Source organism: Rhizobium sp. LjRoot258, from assembly GCF_964254185.1.
Taxonomy (GTDB): Bacteria; Pseudomonadota; Alphaproteobacteria; order Rhizobiales; family Rhizobiaceae; genus Rhizobium.
The window spans coordinates 605,110-626,229 of the sequence record NZ_CAXUST020000002.1 but is presented as its reverse complement, the minus strand read 5'-3'; the positions used below and the strand labels follow the sequence as shown (position 1 = coordinate 626,229).

The window sequence follows — 21,120 nt, the reverse complement described above, 5'->3', positions numbered from 1 at the left end:
CGAGATTCTCACCAATGGCGAGCGCTGAAGTCGAACCCAAAGACGTTGCCAGGTCGGAAGAAGGCAACCGGTCTAGATGCCCGCGTACCACTCGTATCCTCGATCTTCCCAGTAACCGCCGTTACCGCCCCAGAAACTTGCAAAGCTCTCGACGAGCTCGATGCGCATAATGTATTTCGCCTGCTTGTATCCTAGCTGTCTCTCGACCCTCAGACGAAGAGGAGCACCGTGGCCTATGCTGAGGTCCTGACCGTTCATCTGATAGGCCAGGATGGTTTGCGGATGACACGCGTCGATCAGGTCGATGCTCTCATAGTAGCGTCCACTCCCATCGAGCGTCTTCTCCAGTTCGTCAGCACAATGGAAGACCGCGTATCGCGCCGTTGGCTTGAGGCTGACCGAACTCAAGAGAATGCCGAGTGGCACTCCGGTCCATTTTCCGATGGCGCTCCATCCCTCCACACAGTCGTGGCGGGTGATCTGGGTGCGGGCCGGAAGCTTCTTGAGATCTGCGAGCGACAACTCCTGGGGCCGGTCCACAAGGCCGTCGATCTTCAGCCGCCAGGTTGCGAATTTGCCGTCGGCGAACGCGGCGTACTCCTCGCTGTCCGGTGCGCTCGTGCCGTTGACCCTGAAGGACGGCGAAATATCCGACTCGGCAAATTCGCGGGCCAAGGCATCACGCCCCTGAAGCAGCCTTTGAGCTTTCATCGTCAGCGTTTCCGCCGAGCGGATGACAGCCGCCACATCGGTGTTTTGCTCCAGCAGGTCACATCCGGAAAGGGTCAGGGCACTGGCCCCAAGTGCGCTGCCAATCAGGAACCGGCGGCGGGTGAGAAGGTGGCTCATGATTTCAGGCCCTTGACCTGGATCGCGTAGCGGCCGGTGATCATCGAACGAATATTTTTCCAGCTCCCCGACAGCACGACCATCGCGATGTGAACGACGACGAAGAGCACCAGAAGCGATGCGGTGATGAAGTGGATGGTTCGAGCGGATTGGCGTCCCCCGAAGACATCCACCAGCCCGGGAAATGCAGCGTCGACGCCGGGTGACATTGTCAGACCTGTAAGGACCATGAGGGGCAGCAGAACAACAATGACGACAAGGTAGGTCAGCTTCTGAAGCGCGCTGTAACGCTTTGCCTCCTCCCCTTCCGGGAAGCGAAGACGCACGTGGTCAAGCACTTCGTGCCACAGATGACGTGGCGAAAGCTCTCGAGTTGTCGGTGCAAGGTCTCGCCAGAAGTGGCCGCTTAAGACACTGAAGCCGAGGTAGAGGATGCCGTTGATAAGAAACAGCCAGGCAAAGAAGAAATGCCAGCGGCGCCCAGCCGCGAGATCCTGAAACGACGGTATGGTAGCCCAAGCCGGGAATGCCCGCGGCGTCCGCTCACCTTCGTCGTCCGAAACTCCGAGGACGCCGGTCGTCGCAAACTGGACGCCTGCGACACGCACGAAACCGCGCGTTTCGCCTCCTTGTCCCTCGGCACCAATCGTCAAGACAGCAGGGTCGCCGTCTGCGCCGTAATGGCCCCAATAGAGCTCCGGATGGGCGTTGAAAATCTGCAGCCCGCTCAACAGGAGGAAGCTCAAGCAAAGCGCGTTCAGCCAATGAGTGAGCCGCGTGACGAGGGAGTGGCGGCGGATGAAGATCGTCCGAGGAAGTCGAACGTGGTCATTTGTGGCATTCTCGTTCATGCGACGTCCTCAGTCCATACTATTCATCGAATCAGCTCAGGCAGGATTTTTTGGTAGTCGCCGGCCGAACCGGTGGGGCGGCCGAGCCGACCGGCGACGACGTGGCTCACATAGGCGGAACCACGCCATTCTTTCCGACGAGGAGCTGGTGGGCGATGATACCGGTTGCAGCCTTCTCGGCAGGTACGAAGACGACGGCGCCGGCAACGAGATCATCCTTGGTTGCCGGGGCAAAGGTCACGACGGGCGTGCCGTCCGGAATAGAGATCTTCTTTTCCTTGCCATGATAGGAAACGGTGACCGTCCGGCCATCGACGCCTTTGACGGCATCCGCCACGGTAGCATTGGTCATGCTGCTGTTAGGCTTAAGGTCCCAGCCGTAGCTGCCCTCACCTGCTCCCTTCAGTGCCGGCGGGAAGATGAGCACCTCAAGCGCACCGTCACCACCGCCCTCTTTCGGCAGAGATGCGATGCCAACGAAGTCGCCAGGCTTGATGTCAGTGACCTTTGCGTTTGCCACGCTGGAAACCTTCCAGTCGTCAGCGAGGGCGACATCAACGATCTCTCCTTCGCGGGTCTTCACCTTGAGGGTCGATCCGCTGTAGTTGACGATGCTGCCCCGCACATGGACCTGCTCGGCCTTCTTTTCTTCGGCATGTATAGGCGCCGCTAGAATAACCGCCGATGCGATAGCGGACAGTCCCAGCACGAGGGCGTGGAAAAAATTCTTGATCATTGCTTCTTCCTACTAGTTGGTAGTTTGTTTGGGCGCAATTGTCGCTCCGGGCGGTCTAGTTCCGCCAGAAGCTTCTATTGAGCGACGGTCGGAGACAGCCGCTTCAGGGTGGGCGCCAGAATGGTGGCGAACACCTCCGGGGTCCCGTAAGCACGCGCTGAAAGCATGGCTCCATGAACGGAGGCCATGAACGCTTCAGCCTCAACGCGAGGTTCGCTTGACAGATTCAAAGCTCCCTCCTTCGAGCCTCGTTCCATGACTGAGGTCAGCCATGTCGAAGCAAAGCGGAAAAAAGCCTTCACCTCCCCCGCGACTTCCGGCGGCAGCGCCGGCAGTTCACTCGCCAGCAGAGCGCACACGCAAAAAGGCCGGCTTGCGTCCTCAATGCACTTAGCCCAGTGTCCCGCGTAGGTTTTGAGAAGCTCGAGGGGATCCTTTACGTTTTGCTCCAGACCCGCCACAGCCACCTCGGCATCTTCACGATATCGCGTTACAAGCACGCGGACCAAATCGACTTTGCTCGGAAAATGGTGATGGATGCTGGCCTTGCGGATCCCGACGACTTCAGCAATATCGGCATAGCTGAAGCCGTTATATCCTCCGGTCATGATCAGTGTTCGCGCCGAATCCAGGATTTCGTCGGACGTCGTCAAAAGGTTGCTCATGCGTCATTCCTACCTTCCAGTAGGAAGGCCGTCAAGCAGAAAGGCAGAGCTCCTGCGCCGTCACCCATCGGTCGAGACGGTGATCCACTTCCACGCCTCAATCTCCTGCTGGAGGCGCTCGATTCGAACCGACACAAACTTCAGGGCATCACTGCCAAGCAGAAGCTGCGGCGGAGGATCATCGGATTCAACCAAGGTCAAAACGGCCGCTGCCAGTTTGTCTGGGTCACCGAGTTGCTTGCCGCTTACGGCCTGTCGCGCCTCACGGATCGGATCAAAAAGGCTATCATAGTCCGCGATGGACCGCTCTGTGCGGACCATCGATCGTCCCGCCCAGTCTGTCCGGAAGGAGCCGGGGCATAGAGTAGTCACGTGGACACCGAACGGCGCCATTTCCGAGCGCATCACGTCCGATATGCCTTGAAGAGCAAACTTGCTGCCGCAATAGTACGCGATACCGGGCATGGTGATCATACCGCCCATCGAAGTGACGTTGACGATGAATCCACTGCGTCGCTCACGGAACCTGGGAAGAAATGCCTTGGCCACAGCGACGGCGCCGAAGACATTCACGTCGAACTGACGCCGCATTTCTTCAATCGGCGACTCCTCAAGCACGCCCTCGTGGCCGTAACCGGCATTGTTGATCAGCACGTCAACCGGTCCATGCTCGTCCTCCGCCTGCCGGACGACATCGGGTATACGGTCGAACTCCGTTACGTCGCAGAGGACCGGTCGGACTGAAGGGAGGGCTTTGGCGAGCGCTGTGCGTGACGCTTCCGAGCGAACGGTACCAATCACCGTGTGGCCCGTCTGGACAGCCGCAGAAGCAATGGCCAGCCCGAAGCCGGAATTTGCTCCAGTGATGAAGAAGGTCTTTCGTGACATGATCTGCAAACGTTCCTTGATTGAGGATTGTATTTGACAAATAGTATGAAGAAGCCTGTTCTTCGATTGCGGATTCTATGAATATGTTGCCAAATCCTATGCCTGGCGATCGGGACCTATCCAGGCGACGCGAGATGGTGGAGTTGGCCGGAGTTCTCGCCCCCCGTCACGGATACAATCCGACCGCGCTCGATTCCGTCCGCATATTGCGGACGGAGGCCGTGCTTCACGACATCCCGGTGCTCTATAAGCCAGGCGCGGTGTTCGTATTACAGGGAAGCAAGCAGGGCATCCTCGAAGAGGAAGTCTTCGTCTACGATGAGGAACACTATCTGGCGGTTTCGCTCCCCGTTCCATTCCGGATGACGTCGACGGCCAGTCCGGAGCGGCCGTTGCTTGCGGTCTATATTGAGTTCGATATGCAGATGGCAGCAGAGATCGCCATACAAGTGGAAAAGCACGCCGAACTGACAAGCGACAAGCCAAGAAGTCTCGTGTCGAGCAGGATGGCGACCGACATCGAGGATGTCCTGCTGCGCCTGCTGAGGGCACTTCGCAGCTCCGCTGACGTTGCTGTGCTTGGTGCCAGCATTCTGCGTGAACTGCATTACCGGGTCTTGGTTGGCCCGCAAGGCGGCGCGATGATCGCTGCCCTTCAGCAGAAAGGCACATCCGGAAAACTCATTCTGAGCCTGGCCTGGTTGCGGGAAAACTATGGCTGCGAAATCGCGGTAGCGGATCTCGCAAGAGAAGTGGGCATGAGCATTCCTTCCTACCATGTCCATTTCAAGGGGCTGACCGGCAGCAGTCCAATGCAGTACGTGAAAGCGATGCGGCTCCACGAAGCAAGATTGATGATCGCACGCCAGAGCAGAACGATCGCAGAGGTCGCAGCTTCGGTCGGCTACGCAAGCCAAGCTCAATTCAGCCGCGACTTCAAACGGCATTTCGGGCGCACGGCATCGGAAGAGATGAAGTGGGTCCAACGCCACCTCGGCGAACCTGGCTGACTATCACGCTCAGGTCGTCCGCTTTCGGCGCTTTTGAGCCATGACTGCTGTCGGCCCGAAGCGGCCAGGTGAAGGCTAAAGTCCAGGCCACATCCCGCCGTCCAGCCTCAGGTTCGCACCTGTTATGTAACTGGCTCGAGGACTGACGAGGAACGAGACAGCATCGGCAATCTCTTCAAGGGCTCCGACCCGTCCCATGGGGACCTGGGCAAACATCGGTAGCACCGTTCGCTCAATATCCTGCCACGGCGCATCGGCTGCAAGTCCCTGATTGACGGCAGCATTGCGGAAAACTTCGTCGAGGCTCACGCTATGGATTGTTCCGGGCGATAGGGTGTTCACCGTTATTCCATCCATGGCGACAGCCTTGGCCAGAGAGGCCGTCATTGCAATCATCGCCGCCTTGGCCGCCGCGTAATCCGGTCTTTTGTACGGAGGCATCAACGCGGCCATACTGGAAATGTTGACGACCCTCCCCCATTTCGCCTCCCGCATGCTCGGCAGGAGGCGGGTGGTGACCCTGACCGCCGCAAGAACGTTCCGGTCGTAACCGGTCGCCCACGTCTCGGGGCGCGTCGTGGCCCAATCCTGCGTCTCGCCGGACCCGCCCGCATTGTTGATCACGATGTCGATAGGCTTAACGAACGCCTGTCCCTCGTCAACAAGGCGTTGGACCTCGTCCTCCTTCGTAAGATCGCCGATGACTGCATAGGCACGACCGCCCTTGGCAACGATATCGTGAGCGACTTCCTCGGTTTTGGCCTTGTTTCGTCCGTGGACGACGACAATAGCTCCCTCATGCGCAAGGCCTCGGGCTACCGCTTCACCTATGCCTTTGCTGCTTCCGGTTACGAGTGCTACTTTTCCGTCGAGTTTCAAATCCATCTCGAATTTCCTGTGTGAACGTGATGGATCGATAAGAAAGCAGACTGATGAATGAGACAATTACGCACTTAAAAGTGCCCATGGAATACGAAGAGAGGTCGTTGTGCCTGGGGCCGGAAGGCTCCGTCGCTCACGTCACTCGCGTACTTCGCATGATCGGCGGAAGATGGAAGCTGCCGATCTTGTTTCGCCTATTCGCGGAACCGTCGATGCGGACGTCGCAGCTATTGCGAGATATGCCGGGTATCTCGCAAAAAATGCTTACGCAGCACCTCAGGGAACTGGAGAGCGACGGGCTTGTCGCGCGGCGTGACTTCGGAGAGCAGCCGCCGCGTGTCGAGTATTCCCTCACCAATGCGGGTCATGGCCTGATGCCGGTTCTGATGTCGGTAAGGGAGTTTTCACGGTATCATCCCGAACAAAGCTAACTAGATATCGCGTTGAGCGGATAACTGCTTCTCTAATCGGGCATTGGGGTCAAGCTCATTTCTGATCTTCGGTGGCCTGATCGTTCACGCGGGTCACGCTTCTCTTCGCAGTCTGTTGGCCCCTTGCGTTTGGAGCCGCTGCACGCATGCATGGGATCAGGGTCTGGAGAGCCTCGCTTTTGGACGCGCTCGAAGCGCAGCAGTCATTGACGGCTTCTTCCATCCCGTCGTCCGCATGGGACGATCCGGCCAGGATCATAGTCGAAGGCTATATCAGTTCATACTGAGGCCTCCGATCCGAATCGGAACTCTGTGCCGTCGATCCACATGCGGTGAAGCACGACGGCAATCTTGCGAGCAACAGCGACGATAGCTCTCCGCCGCCCCTTGGTCTTCATCAGCCGCACGCCCCAGGCCTTCAGGCCGTTCCAGGCGATTGACCGCATCAGCATCGCGTTAGCGGCAGCATAGAGGGTCGCCCGTACGTCAGCGTCGCCGGCATGTGAGATGCGGCCGGGATTGTCTTTCTCGCCGGACTGGAAACGCCGCGGCGTCAGCCCAAAGTGGGCTCCAACGGTGCGCGAGCTTTTGAAGCGGGTCGGATCGTCGACTGCGGCCTTGAAGCTTAAAGCCGTTATCTCGCCGACGCCTGGGATGCCCATGAACCGCATGCAGATAGCGTCTTCGCGGGCTGCCCTTCGGACACGCCGATCGAGTTCGAGAAAGGTTTCCAAGAGCATCTGCCTAGCCTGCAACATCGGCAGGAGGGCATGGCTTAGTGCCGGATCGCTTCCGATGGTGTCGCGGACCGCCGCGTCGAATGCACCGCGCGATAGACGCATCGGCAGCTTGACACCGAAGACCTTCAGCAGACCGCGGATTTCGTTCTCAAGATCGATGCATTTTCGCTGCATGACCTTGCGGCTGGTAAGCAGCGCTCGGATGTAATGGCTTTCGACGCTCTTCACGTGCACTCGACTATACCAACCCGAGCGCAGGATTTGGGCGATGCCGCGAGCGTCATGTTTGTCGGTTTTGTTGCGCATGGCTGAAAGAGCCGCATTGACCTGGCGAGCCTCCATACACACCACGTCGAACCCTGCTTCTTTTAGTCCGTAGGTCAGATGTTGGGTCAGCGTGCCAGCTTCCAGCCCTACCTGGTGGATCGGTTCGCCAAACTCGTGCAGGCAGTGAACTAAGTCCGGCACGTCAGACGGGACGGATCGCTCAAGTCGAACCTTTCCATCCTGGTCAATGATGCAGATCGCCACTGAGCGCAGTGACACGTCCAAAGCAGCATAAAACATCGTCGTCTCCCTTCATCTCGGCCAAGCCGAGATAGTAGTGGGAGCTCGCCCCAGGTGGGAACGCCCGATTACACATGCTAATGGCGCTTTCCAATGTCGGTAGGAAGGCTGCCGTCACGCGCAGTACGCCCAGAATATAGGTCTGCACAATCGCCTCGGCTTCAGAGGCATCCCATCCGTACACCGTCATGTCTTCAGTTCGCGAAATCCCGGCATTCGCGACCAGCACACTGAGGTTGATCTGCCACTGAACTTTCATCCGGCGGCAATTAGACCTCGGCGGTTTTGGATATGCCATTTGGCGCGGTGATCGACGGGGATGGATTTCAGGCCGAGGTTGAAGGCGGCTAGGTGCGTCGCGGACATGACGCCGGCCTGGCGGAGGATCGATGCAACCGGCCGAGCCAGGGCCCATGCTGCAGCACCGGTGGTAGATTTTCCGCCTGCCGCCGCACGGCACGCCATTCCTCGAGCGACCGGTTTCCAGCGGAATACACAGGGTGGGTTGTGCAAAGTTTGAGTTGACCGTTTTCGATGGCGAGGCGACACTTGCAACCTACAGCAAGGCAGGAGGAAAAATGATGGACGAGCCAGACCGCTGGCGCCACATGGCAAGCGCGCCGAAAGACGGCAGTCGCATCCTCGTCACGATCCGCCCGTCCGAACAGGGGCAGGCAGAAGTCGATCTCGCGTATTGGTCGAATGGCGACCAGTTCGGTGCCGAAGGCTGGCGCGCCTCTGATTCTTCGCCCGGCCGCATCGTCGAATACGCCGAGCCGGAATTGAAATGCTGGATGCCGATGCCCTCGGCCAATCTCAATCGCACCTCGATGCCCTCACCCTGGGAAGGCGACGACGCCCAAGAGCTCGACGGGTCAGGAATCTAAGAACTCGCGCCGCCATGTGCGAAGAGATCCGCAGCGAATGGCAAAATCCAGTTGAGCTATCCACAACCATCCTTCGCGATGAAAATACAAGCGCAATTGAGCGAGTTACATGCCGAGCTTGGAGTGGCAATGATCTACGTTACCCGCGATCACGTCGACGGAATGACCCGCCGTTTGCAGAGCCGGCTCAACCAGGATGGACATGACTGCGAGGCCGTTTCTGTCGAACGGTTTGACATCAGTGTGGGCGGCACCTGACGAGTTATGCTCTTACATCGACCAAAGAATGGACAGCGGAGCCGCGTGCAGTTTCTCTCCGAACGGAGTGACACGATCATGATTGTGAAGCACCAGACCTCGAACAAAACGATCTCCGACTGCCTCTTGCAACTGCCTCAATCCCTTGAAATCCTCTGATTTGACCGTCGCTGACGCCTTAACTTCAATTCCGATGATCCGGCCGCGACGGTCTTCGATGACAAGATCAACCTCATCCTGGTCCTTGGTGCGATAATGCGAGAAGGAAAAACGCCGCTCCGACCAAGAGGCGAGTTTCAAAAGCTCGGAAACAACGAAACTTTCCAGAAGTGCGCCAAACCTAGTTCTGTCACGTCTTAGCGTTTCACGATCATCTTCCCGTAAACTTGCGAGAAGGGCGGTATCGACGAAGTGAAGCTTTGGAGTCTTCACTAGTCGGCTTAGACGATTGTTTGACCACGGCGCGATCGTTCGCACGAGGAAAAGACGTTCAAGGATTGCCACATATTTCTGCGCGGTGACGCTCGACAATCCCAAGGCCGACCCAAAACTACTGTGGTTTACCAGTTGCCCGGCGTGTTCAGCTAGCACGTTCAGCAATCTCGGCAACCGATCGAGTTGGTCGATATTGGCGATATCTCGAACGTCCCGATCAAGGATAAGAGACACATAATCCTCAAGCCATGCCGTCCGGCGCGCCGGTGTGGACCGGCGCAGAACTTCAGGATACCCGCCCTTTAGGACGACATCTATTAGATCATCGCCGGACAGGGCCTCTTCCCCGATCGTCGGCTCGTCACCGGCAAACAGGCGGTCAAGCAACTGTCCAGAGGTCGAGCGGATTTCTGATTGAGCAAATGGAAGCAGCGAGACAACTGCCATACGCCCCGCCAGGGAGTCGGCGATGGACGGCACTGTCGCTAGGTTCGCGGACCCTGTCAGCAGGAACCTGCCAGGTCTCTCATCGCGGTCCACGCTTTCCTTTATCGCAAGCATCAGATCGGGAGCGCGTTGGATCTCGTCGATGACGGCGCGGTCGATACCGCGAATAAAGCCGGTTGGATCTGATTTCGCAGCGTCGAGCGTACCGGTGTCATCTAGTGTGATGTACGGCCGATCATTGTCGGCAACCTCTCGGGCGAGCGTCGTCTTTCCCGCCTGACGTGGACCAGATATGAGGACAACACGCGTGTCAGATAGTTCAGCTTCCACAATCGGTCGGGCTTTCCGAGCGACATAGAACTTAATGGCCGGGTCTTTCGTCATGCGGCCATTTTTAACTGAACATCCGTCTGATTTAAAGTGAAATGTCGTCTAATTTAAATTCAGCGCACTCGGTTGGAAAAAGGTTTGGCGATAATCCGCCAGAACAGACCATAGCCTCGATAGCGGTTGCACATTCCTCGCCTTGAAATCCCATCCTGCGCGGATGGGCGAATTACTACCGCTACTGCGCCCGAGCCGGGCGCGTATTTACCGATCTCGATTGGTATGTCGGCAAAAGGCTTTGGCACTGGTTGCGGTGGAAACGGCCCAAGGCGCATGGGCGCGGTATTCTGCAGGATCATCATCTCCGCAGTCTGCGTCGCCCGACACGGCGCCTCTGGCGAGATGGCAAAGCCGAGCAGCACCTGCTCGCTTGGACCCCACGCGCCGGTACCGCTACTGCTGGATGGAGACGCCTGACTTCGCCACGTCTTCTGGAGAGCTGGATGCATAACGAAAGATGCACGTCCGGTTCAGTGAAGGGCGACTAGAAACCAACTGCCGAGAGGCAGAACGGCGCTAGTCGCCTATTCTACGTGCGCGCACCGGCACATCCATCCGCTCGTGCAAAATGCTCATAACACCGAGATCGCCGCATCAGTGCCAAGAGGAACGGCAGAAATCGGACCTAAGAAGCCTGATACGCATTTCGTCCATAGCGTGGTGGGATGTGCGTCTCATCAACACGGCAGTTCGGCGTCTACACGGCTTGAAACAGCAACTACGAACCGTTCTGCACCAGCCGTCATCCTTTGCAACAGGGCCGCATGGAGCACGTCGACAGGAAGTGTTATTCCAAAAGGTAGGTTGTGCATCTCCCAAGGCCGCGGATATTCATGATTTCCCGGCGGGCGGGCAAACGTCCTTCGCCAAGTGCATCGAACGTCGTTTGCGATATCTGAATTTGACCTGGTACGCCGCAAGACTCCATACGACTTGCAACATTGACCGTATGTCCCCAAACATCATAGCCAAAGCGTTTCCGACCGATTAGGCCAGCGATGACCGGCCCGCTATGGATGCCAATCCGCAAGCTGAGCGCTGATCCATCATCGACGCTTCCAGACATTTCGGCCAGCAGTGCCTTGGCGAACGCAACGCCCGCGACGGCATGATCCACGCGAGCGTCCGGTAGTCCCGACGCCGCCATATAGGCATCACCGATCGTCTTGATCTTTTCGATGCCATATTGATCAGCAAGTTCATCGAAACGACTAAACAGCTCTCCCAGTCTCCGGACTAGTGCTGCAGCTGGTGTTCGCGCTGCAAATTCCGTGAAGTTGACGATGTCGGCGAAAATAATAGTCACCATATCGATGCGATCGGCGATCACTTCCTCTCCATCCGCAAGCCGCTTCACCACCTGCTTCGGAAGAATCGCATGAAGTAGGGCGTTTGCCCGCTCCTTCTCGAATTCTATCTGCGCCAGATATTGCTTTTCGCGTGTTCGCCAACGACGACGCTCGAGGCAGGCGGCAATACGCGCTTTAAGCAGGACGGGATTGATCGGCTTGCGGAGATAGTCCTCTGCCCCCGCCTCAATGCAACGGGCAACGGCGTCGTCATCCTTCAGGCCGGAAATCATCACGACCGGGATCTCGCGAAAGTGTCCGTCCGATTTAAGCTGGCCGAGAAGCTCTATACCATTCATGTCGGGCATCAAGACATCGGCCAATACGAGGTCGAATTCCTGCTGATTGAAGATACAAAGCGCCTCCTCGCCGGAGCTTGCCGCAACGACGGTGTGTCCATCGCGGCGGAGGCGTCTGGACAGGAGATCGCGATTTGACGCCGTGTCATCGACGACGAGGATACGTCCTGCGCGTTCCGTGATGGCCGAAGAACGGGTCGCCATTGTCCTAGCCAGATCGGCGGCGATCGTTCCATCGAATTTAGGCTGAAATTCCTGATCCGCATTGGGGGGCGATCCATCAAGTGTTTCGTCAATCTGCGCAAGCAAATTGCGGCTTTCACGGATGACCTTCGACACGTCCTCCAGCAGACGCGCCGGCAAGGTATCGGCGAAGTCCTCGATCAACATCTCGGAATAGCCGAGAATGGCATTCATGGGCGTTCTGAGATCATGCCGCAAAAGCCTATCGAGCGAGGGGGCATCCCCACTTTCCGGCGTTTCGATGTCGAGAAGCCGCTTGATCAATGAATTCAGCTCCCGCGCGGCGCTCAATATCCTCTCAAGGTCCGGCAAAGCATCACTGGGTCCCGCGTCCCGCACCTCTTCTGTAATCAGTTCCTGATAGCCCAGAATGGCCTGGGCCGGATCGACGATGTTTTGGGCGATTCTGGCGATATACATGCGATGCCCGATGTCCCGAGATGGAGTCACGATCGTTACCCTCCGGTCAGACGGGCGATCTTGTCGAGCAGACCCGGTAGTTCGATCGGTTTGGTGTCGTAATCGTCACAACCGGCCTCGATTGCCTTTTCACGATCGCCGGCCATGGCATGGGCGGTAAGTGCGATCACCGGTATGGTAGCAGTGATGGGATTTGCCTTGATCCGCTTCGTTGCTTCCCAGCCGTCGATGACAGGAAGGCTCATATCCATCAGAACCAAGTCCGGCTTCGTGGTCACCGCCGCTTCGACCCCGGCGAGCCCGTCCGTTGCGCTGACAACTTCGTAACCACGTCTCTCCAAGCGGCGCGAGAGCATATCGCGGTTCATCTCATTGTCCTCGACGAGAAGAATCTTGACCATTCGAACCTCTCTCCTCACGCCTCTTCCTTTTGCGGAAGATGTCGCTTTAAAGCTGCAATCAGATCGGAGCGACCTTTGGTTCCTTTTCTGACAACTTCAGTCGCACGAACGCCCAACCAATCCAGCTCTTCTCGCGTCAAATCTTTCGACGTGACGATAACGACTGGGATATCTGCCAAGTCGCGCCTGTCTTTGATCGTCTGAAGTAGCGTGAAACCGTCCATGTTCGGCATCATCAGGTCGAGAACCATAATCGTCGGCCGTGCGGCCTCGAGTTGATCAAGACCATGGCGACCGTCGGCCGCCTCCCGAACCCGCCAACCCTCGCGGACGAGCACCCTGCGGAAAAGATCGCGGGTTGCGGGGTCGTCGTCAACGATAAGCACATCATGACGTGCTTCGCCGGCGACTGCGTTTAGGGTATCGACGAGTTGCCGGGGGTCGATCGGCTTGATCAGATGGTCCACGGCACCGAAGGCCAGGCCCATCTCGCGATCGGCGACAACCGTCGCGAGGATGACGGGAATATCGCAGATTGCCTTGTCCGACTTGATTTCACGCAGGACGGACCAACCGTCTTGACCCGGCATGATCACGTCAAGGACGATTGCGTCCGGGTGCAATCTACGGATTTTTTCCAAGCCCTCCTCTCCACCCGCTGCCTCGATCACGGTGAAGCCTGCGCCGCGAACGGCGTCGGAGACGAAATTGCGAGCCCGCGCCTCATCATCAATCACGAGAACTGTTGGATGCGCGCTCGCACCTTCCAAGGTATCGCTTTGCGGCGCATTTTCCTGAACGATGTCTGTTCTGATGATCGCAGGGATTGTGAAGCGGAAGGTCGAGCCCTTTCCAAATTCGCTCTCGACGGCCATGGCACCACCCATCATCTTGACGAAATGTTGCGTGATGGTCAGACCGAGGCCGGTCCCGCCGTAATTCCGCGTCGTCGACGAGTCCACCTGTACGAATGCATGGAACAGCTTTTGCTGCTGTTCCTTCGTCATGCCAATTCCACTGTCACTGACGGCAAATTGGAGCCATTCGCCAACTCCGTCCTCGTAACGCCGCACCTCAAGCTTGATCTCGCCGTTCTCCGTAAATTTGGCAGCATTTGACAGAAGATTAAACAGATTTTGTCGCAACTTGGTCTTATCGGTCTCGATCTGGTCCTTCTCGACGGAGGCACTCACCATCAGACGGTTGCCCTTCTTGGCGATCAGCGGCGCTACGGTATTTTGAACGTCGGCAAGAAGCTGTCTTAGGCTGACGCGCTCGACGTAAAGCTCCATCTTGCCCGCCTCGATCTTGGAGAGATCGAGAACGTCGTTGATGAGCGCCAGGAGATGGCGTCCCGAGCCCATAATCTTATTGAGATCCGAAATGAACCCGGACTGTCCGAGATCGCTGGCATCCTCGATGAGCATTTCGCTATAACCGATGATCGCATTCAAAGGAGTGCGCAGCTCGTGGCTCATGGAGGCGAGGAAACGGCTCTTTTCTTCGCTGGCGACCTCTGCGCCACGCCTTGCCTCCTCCAGCTCCGCCTGTCGGTTCTTCAAATCCGATATATCCGTATAGACCGCCACGGTGCCGCCCTCCGGCGTCTTTCGCTTGGCGATGCGTAGCCATGTTCCATTGGCGAATTGCCGCTCGATCATGCCCTGCGGCTCGCGGTGACGCTGCATGGCCTCAGCGACCCAACTCTCTATGCCGCCGCTTCCGATATCGGTCGTGCCGCGTTCTACCTGCGCACGAATGATATCTTCAAAGGGCCTTCCAGGCGTCATCAGGTCCGCAATCTCCGGAAACAGTTGAAGATAACGTTGGTTGACCAAAACCAGCTGGTCGTTCGCGTCAAAAAACGCGAACCCATCGGGAATCGTTTCGATCGCTGTCATTACCGTATTACGCTGGCGCTCGGTAACCGCTTCAAGCTCTCGACGCTCAGCCTGGCTGTCACGCAGCAATCGCAACGTCTTTGAAAGTTTTCCGAATTCATCGCTGCCTTCCGGCGGCAGTTCGACATCGTCCTGCCCCCTCGTCAACTGCGTCATCGCCCTGTCGATCCGGCCGAGCGGCACGAGGATGGAGCGCAGCACCAGCCAGGTCATCAGAATGCAGGCCAGCGTCGTCACGCCGGCTGCGATCAGAGCTCGCATATAGGTATTGCGCGCCGTCGCATCCGCAGCGTCGCGCGCCAGATCGGCTTCGTTCTCGAGACGCTGTTCGAGCGACATAAGCACGGAATCGACTTGATCACTATAGCTTCTGGCAGCCGCCAGCCGGGAGTTGCCGATGACCCTGTTGTCATTGGTGTAGGCGTCAACGGCCTCCATCGCCTTTTCAAAGTAGGCGTTCGAACCCTGTAGGATCGTGTTCGCTTCATCGGGCGCGAAGACCTTGATGCGGGCCAGATCTTGTTCCAGCGTTTTGCGGGCTTCTTGCGCGCGCCGTTCCGAGAGGGTCAACAGGCTGACCGATAGATCCGTGAGCCAATAGCGGACCTCGCCAAAATGGCGATGCGCTTTGGCAGCATCGTCGAACATATGAAAGCGCGCATTCGCCTCCTCAACACGCCGCTGATTTTCACGCAGATCATGCGCCATGAAGGCGACGCTGAAGAGCAACGCGCCCAAAAGCGCGGCCGAAAGACAGATAAGGCGAAGCGGTATCTTTCGATCCGTCAAGCGGCCGATCCGCATCGGAATGGTGGCGAAGGTGCTCATTTGAACAGCGTAATGCTGATCGCACCGGCCAAATCGCCTTGAGCTTTACCCTCCTTCGGGTAGCCCGTTACATCGACCTCGCCTTTGGGTCCGCCGTGACACGTCAGGCAGGATGCCGAGTAATATTCAGGGATCAGCATGCGAAAAGACTGGCGGCCGCCCACCTCTACATCCTCGGTAAAGGATTTTCCCTTTGGCCAATCGGGAGACAGAAAATTGGTCTCTATGACGTGCTGCTCCCAATCATCCGGGCGCGCCTTGCGATTGCGGATCAGCTCCTCCGGCGCCGTCACCTTCATCTTCGCCTTATCGCCGACCTTTTCCTCGAAACGTTCATTGACCAATCGGGCGAAGGTCGAGGGAATGAACCCCTTGAAGCCCACACCCTTCATATCGATCATGCTTTGATGTTCGTCGACAACTTCCTTTATCGCGGCGACCTGCGCATCGAACAATTGCTTATCGAGAGGGCTGAAATTCTGATCCGATACGGAATCGCCCTTGCGCTGGGCAAAGATCTGCAACGCTTCGTTGACGACACGTTGACCCGTGAGATCCTTTTTTCCCAGGGATTCGTCGTTGATAAGCTTTTGATGACCCGAGATGACGGTGCGGCCGGCGCGCAACAATGCAGCGAGCCGTTCACCTGTGGTCATGTCATCTTCGTCGGCAACAACAAAACCCGCCAAAACACAGATCGCAGCCCATGCCAGGAAGACACCAAATATCAGGCCACGCCGCATGTTGTGCCTCGTAGTGTAGTACCCGCGCCGCGATAATATCAGTTTGTGCTAAAGTTCAAAAGAGTCCTCACGAGGTTCCTGAAACGGTGTGGGGAGAAGTTTGGTGTGCTGATCGGAGGCTCTTCATCACACTGGCTCATGTGCATCTTCCCTCCAAATGTGCCTTTGTCCATAAATTGGCCTCAAGGCCGCTGCATTGGGGTCCGTCTCACCGGTCCTCGCTATTTTACGCAAACTCGCGGTACAGCTCGACCGTCGGCGCATGCGCTTCGATCGCCTCGACGACTTTCGCCGCCATAGGCAGGTTGTTCTTCTCAGCCTCCCAGACCGCCTTGAAACGCTCAACCGTCTCGCGCGCCGTGTCGATCACCAGCTTTTCGGAAAGCTCCGCCTTAGCGGCCAGATGCGCCAACTCGTCCTTCGACAGCGCCGCCATCTTCTTCGTGCGGGAGAAATTCAGCGCCGCTGTATCCTCTCCCTCGATATAGGGGATCGTCGATAACAGGTCATATGCCGGCGAAAGCGCAGGGGTGCGGCGGTCGGGATAGATGAGCGACCAGTTCTTCAGGTGCATGTCACCATTGCCTATCAGTGTGCTGAAGACGAGCCGGCGGATGAACTCCGCCACGTCGGCCGTGCCGGTCTCGATCCCCAGAACACGACCGATCATCCGGTAATTGCCCTTGTCGTATTTATGGTCGGGGAAGACGCCGAAGACCTGCGCGAAATCTTCGATATGCACCGGTCCTTCGGGCGTGCGGTCAAAGCGCTTGATCGCCAGCGCCTGCCCACGCAGCTCGCCAACGCCTTGAGGCAGGCCATTCACGGCATCGAGATCGACCAGCTGCATGTCGGGCACGTCCATGCCCATCATGCGGGCGATGGTCATCATCGAGAACTCATTCTCGGACACGCCGCTATATTGCTGCGAGGGCAGCTTCACGATCCATGAGCCACCCGTGCCCTCGGCCGGAATGGTCAAGCCGCCGCCTTTGCCGTCGTTCTTGAAGGCCGAGAATTTCAGTTGCACGCCGGCCAGCGAGAAGCGCAGCGCATTCGGCCGTGCTTCGACTGCGGCCTGCTCGTCATCCGGAGGCGCGTCATCGCCCTCGGCAGGATGGACCGTTACCGCACCAGGCAGGTCGCGGCCTAGCATCCAGAGCAGAAAGAACTCCCGCGAAGGCTTCACGCCAGCGCGGTCGGCGAGGTATTTGCGCAGCGGTCCTTCCGGCAAGAGATTCGAGAAGGAGGGCGGGACCACCATGTTATACGGCCGGAACTTGGTGATGAGGGCACCGAACGGGTCCTTCAATGACAGGCTGAGCGTCGGCCGTTTCTCATTTTCGATATCCTCGGCTCGTCGTCCGGCAGGGCGGCGTGATTGGTACAATACAACAACCGAGCTCAAACCTGTGCTGAACCTCACTTCTGGGGGCTGATCATGATCAGACTGTTACCCACTCCTTTCGAAGACTAGCTGGAGCAACGACGCGGAACGGACCGACATCGTTCATTCGAGGAAACCGGTGAAGTGAGATGTTCTGGGGGCACAAAACTGTCTGATGGGATGGGTCAGTAGAGAAACCGTCGATAGGGTTGAATCGCTTCAGCATATGTTTCAGCTGAGCATTATTCGTCTTCGAAGACCTGGTCGGCAACCACATCGATGTCGGGCAAGTCAATTAAGCTCTGCCTCGGACCGGACGGCACTACATGTTTTGGGTCGACCACATCCTCCGCGAGGTCCGCATAAGCTTGGAGCAGATCAAATCGAAAAGATCCAAGCTCTTGAAAGGATATGAACCGCAGACCATACGATCCCAAAAAGGTTCTGGGGTGATCTGAGGAATCTAAAAGGACATCGCTAGCGAGTGCCCGCGCCCGATTTCAGTCTTGCCACGGGTCGACTACGATCACGCCGGTATCATCGAAATCCTGAAGATTACGCGTGACTACAGTTAAACCGTGAACCAGCGCGGTAGCGGCGATCAAAGCATCAGCCTCGTTGCGGCGGTCTGGAATATGTAAGTGGGCACAACGCGTCGCTACCGCGTCATCGATTGGCAGAACTCGCTCGGCGAATTCAGGGCGAACACGGCTATCCATCCATCCCCGCAAGCGAGAGCCCTGGGCAGTGTCGCGACGCTGGGTGGTTAATATCCCGCGCTCAATTTCCAGGATCGTAATTGCGGAAATGAACAAGTCATTGGAATCTTGCGCACCGACCCACTTCGTCACATTGGCATCTGCTTTACCGTCTCCAACTTTGCGCAACTCGGAGACGACGTTTGTATCCAGCAGGTACTTCAAGACAGATCGACCTCGCGAGGTGCAATTTCGGCTCTCGGTGGATCTAATTCGATCGTCGACAAACCAGGCATTGAAAGAGTATCGACGAGATTCCGTCGCTTGCCGGTCAGGCGGACGAATTCGCTGTACGTCATCAACACATGGGACGGCTTCCCGCGATCTGTAATAACTACAGGTCCTCTTTTGGCAGCCTTCTTTGCCTTACTGACGTCGTGGTTCAACTCCCGGCTAGACAAACTTGTGATGCTCATAGAATGCCTCCATGTAGGAACATACCTACATATTTGATATTATTTGACTAGCCGCCTTGAAAGGATCCGAACCGACGACGGTAGCGACGGAAAGAACCGTTCCTAGTCTTGCACAACACACGGAGATGGTGTCCAGCAACGGGGATGAGTGCGAATGACCAGGCCACCTTGACTAACCGGGTGCGATTGGACAACCACTCCCTGGGACGTCATCTCGACAGCATCGAGTGTCGGCGGCCGAGGCAATTCCTTTCACAATCCGTCCGGTCATACGAAGCGCGCCCGGGAATATGTGACATTCCCTTGCAACCTACGCAGCCACAGGCTGCAACACGCAGTAAAGTGGACGCGCGCTAGACTAGTGCCCGTCCCGTCCGCCTGCTCCTTGCCGACCGGGGATGCCGAACAAGGCCAGTCACCCGCAGGCGGCATTCGAGACGTTCGACACCATTGCGTTAGGGACGCTTCCAGCCGTGTCATTGGACGCGATCCTGCCGCTGCCTTTTGTGGTCCTCGGGCGCCGAGGTGGACGAGCCAGAGAATTATCGGTCGCTCCGGAAGCCATCCCTCAGGCGCTTTAGGTAGGTGTACCTGCCAACTGGCTTCGTTCTGACCTTGCCCGGACGCTTGTTTCTTCCCACGCTTCAATGGCTGCCGTCTCATGCGGCGCTTTGCGCTCCATGGGCCATCCCTTGGGAATGGACCAGCGTCCACTGTCGCGCGATGCGACGACCAGTATTTCAATCGAGGTTCCGTTATCCTTGTGGCAAAAGCACAAGGCGGCATACACCCTGACGCAAAATATCTGCCCAAGCCGAGCGGCGCGATTGCAACTCTTGCGGCGACGCTACACCTTCGTCCATCATCGTGCCAACGGTATGTGAACAACTGAGGAGGGTCTCGTGAGTGACAGTGAACGACAAAAGATGGCCGCTGGAGAATGGTATTGCTGCTTCGACCCGGAGCTCGACGCTCTGCGCGTGCTTGCGCGCAATGCAGTGCATCAGCACAACACACTGGATCCCGAAAACCGGGGCAACATTGCGCCAGCGCTAAGGGCGCTTTTTGCTGAGGCACCGGACAATGCTTTCATCGAGGCGCCGTTCCATTGCGCGTACGGCATGAACATTGCACTCGGCAACCGTGTCTATCTCAATGCCGGCTGCACCATCCTGGACACGGCGAGCGTGCGGATCGGCGAAGGGTCCATGCTGGGGCCTGGCGTCCACATCTACTGTGCCGACCATCATAGGGATCCGGCTCTTAGGCGCAGTGGACTGCAGATTGACCGGCCCGTGGCGATCGGTACCGACGTCTGGATCGGCGGGGGCGCTATCATCCTTGGCGGTGTGATGATCGGCGACGGCGCCATCGTCGGCGCCGGTTCAGTCGTCACCCGCGACATCGCGGAGGGCGCAACGGTGGTTGGAAACCCCGCGCGGGAGGTCTGACGGATAAAGCCGCCACTTCGATGGTGGGCTCGAAGCGAGTGCTACTGGCGCCGCTGACGGCGAAGGTCGCGTCAGATTGATCCTACCAATCAGCTACCCTCCGGCGAAGGGATGCAAGTCTTAGCCGCCTCCCCCTTCACCGCAGAACTGGTCTGGGTTCGGCCAGCATCCAGTTCCGTGACCGGCCAACCACCCAGCGCCCACCCGCTGCTTCGGTCGACCTTGCTCGGATATCCGCGAGCCGCTGCTGATGCGGCCGAGCTGCTCGGTCAGTTTTCACAATGACCGGCTTCAAGAGAATCGAACGAAGGTCCTAAAGACCTTCAGCAATGCCGTTCATACGCCCTTCTCACTCCATCCGCTCGACAACGCTCGCCTGAGATTGGGCAGCGCCTATTCGAGTTCAATCTTGGCGTCGCGCACGACCGGGGTCCACTTAGCAATCTCCGCCTTTACATGTGCGCCGAGCTGCTCCGGGGTCGAACCCACGACAACGGCACTGAATTCGGCCATTTTCTTGCTGACTCCTGGATCGGCGAGCGCCTTGTTGGCCGCCAGGTTCAGACGAGCAACGACATCTGTCGGGGTGCCGGCGGGAGCAAACAGCGCGTTCCAGGTATAGGTTTCGTAGCCCGGAACGGTCTCGGCAACCGTCGGCACATCTGGGAAGGACGGTGCGCGCTCCTTGGTGGTGACTGCAAGCGCACGCAGCGTGCCGCTCTTGATGTGGCCAGACGACGACGGCAGGTTGTCGAACATGATTGCCAAGAACATCGTTCAAGGCCGGGCCCGAGCCCCTATAGGGGATATGCTCCATGTCCACCCCGGCCATTGCCTTGAAGAGCTCCCCGGAAAGATGCAGCGGCGTGCCGTCGCCGGCGCGCGCAGGGA

The 21,120-nt window shown here is 57.7% G+C and carries 21 protein-coding genes and 4 pseudogenes; 6 read left to right on the top strand and 19 right to left on the bottom strand.

The window, feature by feature from the left end:
• Positions 1-72 precede the first annotated feature (72 nt).
• The 5 genes from ACSQ9D_RS23790 to ACSQ9D_RS23770 form a co-directional block, all read right to left on the bottom strand.
• A complete protein-coding gene (locus tag ACSQ9D_RS23790) occupies positions 73-849 on the bottom strand; it encodes a molybdopterin-binding protein (protein ID WP_436284365.1) in 777 nt (258 codons plus the stop codon).
• Positions 846-1,700, bottom strand: coding sequence for a cytochrome b/b6 domain-containing protein (locus ACSQ9D_RS23785; protein WP_436284364.1), 855 nt, complete (start codon positions 1,698-1,700; stop codon positions 846-848). The genes ACSQ9D_RS23790 and ACSQ9D_RS23785 overlap by 4 nt, the downstream gene beginning before the upstream one ends.
• Before the next feature lie 106 nt (positions 1,701-1,806).
• Positions 1,807-2,436, bottom strand: a complete 630-nt coding sequence (locus ACSQ9D_RS23780; protein ID WP_436284363.1) for a hypothetical protein — start codon at positions 2,434-2,436, stop codon at positions 1,807-1,809.
• 74 nt (positions 2,437-2,510) lie between these two features.
• Complete coding sequence (locus ACSQ9D_RS23775) at positions 2,511-3,101, bottom strand: TetR/AcrR family transcriptional regulator (RefSeq protein WP_436284362.1); 591 nt, start codon at positions 3,099-3,101, stop codon at positions 2,511-2,513.
• 60 nt (positions 3,102-3,161) lie between these two features.
• Entirely contained in the window at positions 3,162-3,989 is an 828-nt protein-coding gene (locus ACSQ9D_RS23770; RefSeq protein ID WP_436284361.1) for an oxidoreductase, read from the bottom strand.
• Between the two features lie 83 nt (positions 3,990-4,072).
• On the opposite strand from ACSQ9D_RS23770, the gene ACSQ9D_RS23765 reads away from it, so the two are divergent.
• On the top strand, positions 4,073-4,999 hold the full coding sequence (locus tag ACSQ9D_RS23765) for an AraC family transcriptional regulator N-terminal domain-containing protein (protein ID WP_436284360.1): 927 nt from the start codon (positions 4,073-4,075) through the stop codon (positions 4,997-4,999).
• Between the two features lie 75 nt (positions 5,000-5,074).
• Here ACSQ9D_RS23765 and ACSQ9D_RS23760 read toward each other — a convergent pair whose 3' ends face one another.
• Entirely contained in the window at positions 5,075-5,884 is an 810-nt protein-coding gene (locus ACSQ9D_RS23760; RefSeq protein WP_436284359.1) for an SDR family NAD(P)-dependent oxidoreductase, read from the bottom strand.
• Positions 5,885-5,931: 47 nt separating this feature from the next.
• Here ACSQ9D_RS23760 and ACSQ9D_RS23755 point away from each other — a divergent pair, with 47 nt between their 5' ends.
• Entirely contained in the window at positions 5,932-6,312 is a 381-nt protein-coding gene (locus tag ACSQ9D_RS23755) for a winged helix-turn-helix transcriptional regulator (protein ID WP_436284358.1), read from the top strand.
• Positions 6,313-6,590: 278 nt separating this feature from the next.
• Here the strand turns inward: ACSQ9D_RS23755 and ACSQ9D_RS23750 are convergent, their stop codons facing one another.
• From ACSQ9D_RS23750 to ACSQ9D_RS23740, 3 genes and pseudogenes are all read right to left on the bottom strand, one after another.
• Positions 6,591-7,619 carry an IS110 family transposase gene (locus ACSQ9D_RS23750; RefSeq protein ID WP_436282786.1) on the bottom strand — a complete coding sequence of 343 codons (1,029 nt, stop codon included), beginning with the start codon at positions 7,617-7,619 and terminating at the stop codon, positions 6,591-6,593.
• Positions 7,564-7,878 (bottom strand): hypothetical protein, encoded by a 315-nt coding sequence (locus tag ACSQ9D_RS23745; RefSeq protein ID WP_436284357.1) that lies wholly within the window; start codon positions 7,876-7,878, stop codon positions 7,564-7,566. The genes ACSQ9D_RS23750 and ACSQ9D_RS23745 overlap by 56 nt, the downstream gene beginning before the upstream one ends.
• 2 nt (positions 7,879-7,880) lie before the next feature.
• Positions 7,881-8,092 (bottom strand): annotated as a pseudogene (locus tag ACSQ9D_RS23740) (RHE_PE00001 family protein); the annotation flags it as partial.
• A 108-nt stretch (positions 8,093-8,200) separates the two neighbouring features.
• Here ACSQ9D_RS23740 and ACSQ9D_RS23735 point away from each other — a divergent pair.
• Complete coding sequence (locus ACSQ9D_RS23735; protein ID WP_436285153.1) at positions 8,201-8,506, top strand: hypothetical protein; 306 nt, start codon at positions 8,201-8,203, stop codon at positions 8,504-8,506.
• A gap of 129 nt (positions 8,507-8,635) precedes the next feature.
• The gene (locus ACSQ9D_RS23730; protein ID WP_436284356.1) at positions 8,636-8,764 is read left to right on the top strand and encodes a hypothetical protein; all 129 of its coding nucleotides are present in this window, start codon (positions 8,636-8,638) and stop codon (positions 8,762-8,764) included.
• A gap of 12 nt (positions 8,765-8,776) precedes the next feature.
• Here ACSQ9D_RS23730 and ACSQ9D_RS23725 read toward each other — a convergent pair whose 3' ends face one another.
• Complete coding sequence (locus ACSQ9D_RS23725) at positions 8,777-10,030, bottom strand: ATP-binding protein (protein WP_436284355.1); 1,254 nt, start codon at positions 10,028-10,030, stop codon at positions 8,777-8,779.
• 152 nt (positions 10,031-10,182) lie between these two features.
• On the opposite strand from ACSQ9D_RS23725, the gene ACSQ9D_RS23720 reads away from it, so the two are divergent.
• Positions 10,183-10,521 (top strand): group II intron maturase-specific domain-containing protein, encoded by a 339-nt coding sequence (locus ACSQ9D_RS23720; RefSeq protein WP_436285152.1) that lies wholly within the window; start codon positions 10,183-10,185, stop codon positions 10,519-10,521.
• Positions 10,522-10,820: 299 nt separating this feature from the next.
• Here ACSQ9D_RS23720 and ACSQ9D_RS23715 read toward each other — a convergent pair whose 3' ends face one another.
• From ACSQ9D_RS23715 to ACSQ9D_RS23680, 8 genes and pseudogenes are all read right to left on the bottom strand, one after another.
• Positions 10,821-12,344 (bottom strand): adenylate/guanylate cyclase domain-containing protein, encoded by a 1,524-nt coding sequence (locus tag ACSQ9D_RS23715; RefSeq protein ID WP_436284354.1) that lies wholly within the window; start codon positions 12,342-12,344, stop codon positions 10,821-10,823.
• A 35-nt stretch (positions 12,345-12,379) separates the two neighbouring features.
• Entirely contained in the window at positions 12,380-12,745 is a 366-nt protein-coding gene (locus tag ACSQ9D_RS23710; protein ID WP_436284353.1) for a response regulator, read from the bottom strand.
• A 14-nt stretch (positions 12,746-12,759) separates the two neighbouring features.
• Positions 12,760-15,474: a response regulator gene (locus ACSQ9D_RS23705; RefSeq protein ID WP_436284352.1), complete on the bottom strand. Its 2,715-nt coding sequence runs from the start codon at positions 15,472-15,474 to the stop codon at positions 12,760-12,762.
• Positions 15,471-16,217: a Tll0287-like domain-containing protein gene (locus ACSQ9D_RS23700; RefSeq protein WP_436284351.1), complete on the bottom strand. Its 747-nt coding sequence runs from the start codon at positions 16,215-16,217 to the stop codon at positions 15,471-15,473. The genes ACSQ9D_RS23705 and ACSQ9D_RS23700 overlap by 4 nt, the downstream gene beginning before the upstream one ends.
• 226 nt (positions 16,218-16,443) lie before the next feature.
• Positions 16,444-17,565 (bottom strand): annotated as a pseudogene (locus tag ACSQ9D_RS23695) (type II toxin-antitoxin system HipA family toxin); the annotation flags it as partial.
• A 539-nt stretch (positions 17,566-18,104) separates the two neighbouring features.
• On the bottom strand, positions 18,105-18,527 hold the full coding sequence (locus ACSQ9D_RS23690; RefSeq protein ID WP_436284350.1) for a type II toxin-antitoxin system VapC family toxin: 423 nt from the start codon (positions 18,525-18,527) through the stop codon (positions 18,105-18,107).
• Positions 18,524-18,778, bottom strand: coding sequence for a type II toxin-antitoxin system prevent-host-death family antitoxin (locus ACSQ9D_RS23685; RefSeq protein ID WP_436284349.1), 255 nt, complete (start codon positions 18,776-18,778; stop codon positions 18,524-18,526). The genes ACSQ9D_RS23690 and ACSQ9D_RS23685 overlap by 4 nt, the downstream gene beginning before the upstream one ends.
• A gap of 560 nt (positions 18,779-19,338) precedes the next feature.
• Positions 19,339-19,565, bottom strand: a pseudogene (locus ACSQ9D_RS23680) (NUDIX hydrolase); the annotation flags it as partial.
• 115 nt (positions 19,566-19,680) lie between these two features.
• Between ACSQ9D_RS23680 and ACSQ9D_RS23675 the strand changes: the two are divergent.
• Positions 19,681-20,229, top strand: a complete 549-nt coding sequence (locus tag ACSQ9D_RS23675) for a sugar O-acetyltransferase (RefSeq protein WP_436284348.1) — start codon at positions 19,681-19,683, stop codon at positions 20,227-20,229.
• A gap of 393 nt (positions 20,230-20,622) precedes the next feature.
• On the opposite strand, the pseudogene ACSQ9D_RS23670 reads toward ACSQ9D_RS23675, so the two are convergent.
• A pseudogene (locus ACSQ9D_RS23670) lies at positions 20,623-21,115 on the bottom strand (tripartite tricarboxylate transporter substrate-binding protein); the annotation flags it as partial.
• Positions 21,116-21,120 lie beyond the last annotated feature (5 nt).

What these genes read in the sequence shown, in the direction of transcription:
- ACSQ9D_RS23790 (WP_436284365.1), bottom strand. Translation starts at nt 849, where the DNA reads ATGAGCCACCTTCTCACCCGCCGCCGGTTCCTGATTGGCAGCGCACTT.
- ACSQ9D_RS23785 (WP_436284364.1), bottom strand. Translation starts at nt 1,700, where the DNA reads ATGAACGAGAATGCCACAAATGACCACGTTCGACTTCCTCGGACGATC.
- ACSQ9D_RS23780 (WP_436284363.1), bottom strand. Translation starts at nt 2,436, where the DNA reads ATGATCAAGAATTTTTTCCACGCCCTCGTGCTGGGACTGTCCGCTATC.
- ACSQ9D_RS23775 (WP_436284362.1), bottom strand. Translation starts at nt 3,101, where the DNA reads ATGAGCAACCTTTTGACGACGTCCGACGAAATCCTGGATTCGGCGCGA.
- ACSQ9D_RS23770 (WP_436284361.1), bottom strand. Translation starts at nt 3,989, where the DNA reads ATGTCACGAAAGACCTTCTTCATCACTGGAGCAAATTCCGGCTTCGGG.
- ACSQ9D_RS23765 (WP_436284360.1), top strand. Translation starts at nt 4,073, where the DNA reads ATGTTGCCAAATCCTATGCCTGGCGATCGGGACCTATCCAGGCGACGC.
- ACSQ9D_RS23760 (WP_436284359.1), bottom strand. Translation starts at nt 5,884, where the DNA reads ATGGATTTGAAACTCGACGGAAAAGTAGCACTCGTAACCGGAAGCAGC.
- ACSQ9D_RS23755 (WP_436284358.1), top strand. Translation starts at nt 5,932, where the DNA reads ATGAATGAGACAATTACGCACTTAAAAGTGCCCATGGAATACGAAGAG.
- ACSQ9D_RS23750 (WP_436282786.1), bottom strand. Translation starts at nt 7,619, where the DNA reads ATGTTTTATGCTGCTTTGGACGTGTCACTGCGCTCAGTGGCGATCTGC.
- ACSQ9D_RS23745 (WP_436284357.1), bottom strand. Translation starts at nt 7,878, where the DNA reads ATGAAAGTTCAGTGGCAGATCAACCTCAGTGTGCTGGTCGCGAATGCC.
- ACSQ9D_RS23735 (WP_436285153.1), top strand. Translation starts at nt 8,201, where the DNA reads ATGGACGAGCCAGACCGCTGGCGCCACATGGCAAGCGCGCCGAAAGAC.
- ACSQ9D_RS23730 (WP_436284356.1), top strand. Translation starts at nt 8,636, where the DNA reads ATGATCTACGTTACCCGCGATCACGTCGACGGAATGACCCGCCGTTTG.
- ACSQ9D_RS23725 (WP_436284355.1), bottom strand. Translation starts at nt 10,030, where the DNA reads ATGACGAAAGACCCGGCCATTAAGTTCTATGTCGCTCGGAAAGCCCGA.
- ACSQ9D_RS23715 (WP_436284354.1), bottom strand. Translation starts at nt 12,344, where the DNA reads ATGTATATCGCCAGAATCGCCCAAAACATCGTCGATCCGGCCCAGGCC.
- ACSQ9D_RS23710 (WP_436284353.1), bottom strand. Translation starts at nt 12,745, where the DNA reads ATGGTCAAGATTCTTCTCGTCGAGGACAATGAGATGAACCGCGATATG.
- ACSQ9D_RS23705 (WP_436284352.1), bottom strand. Translation starts at nt 15,474, where the DNA reads ATGAGCACCTTCGCCACCATTCCGATGCGGATCGGCCGCTTGACGGAT.
- ACSQ9D_RS23700 (WP_436284351.1), bottom strand. Translation starts at nt 16,217, where the DNA reads ATGCGGCGTGGCCTGATATTTGGTGTCTTCCTGGCATGGGCTGCGATC.
- ACSQ9D_RS23685 (WP_436284349.1), bottom strand. Translation starts at nt 18,778, where the DNA reads ATGAGCATCACAAGTTTGTCTAGCCGGGAGTTGAACCACGACGTCAGT.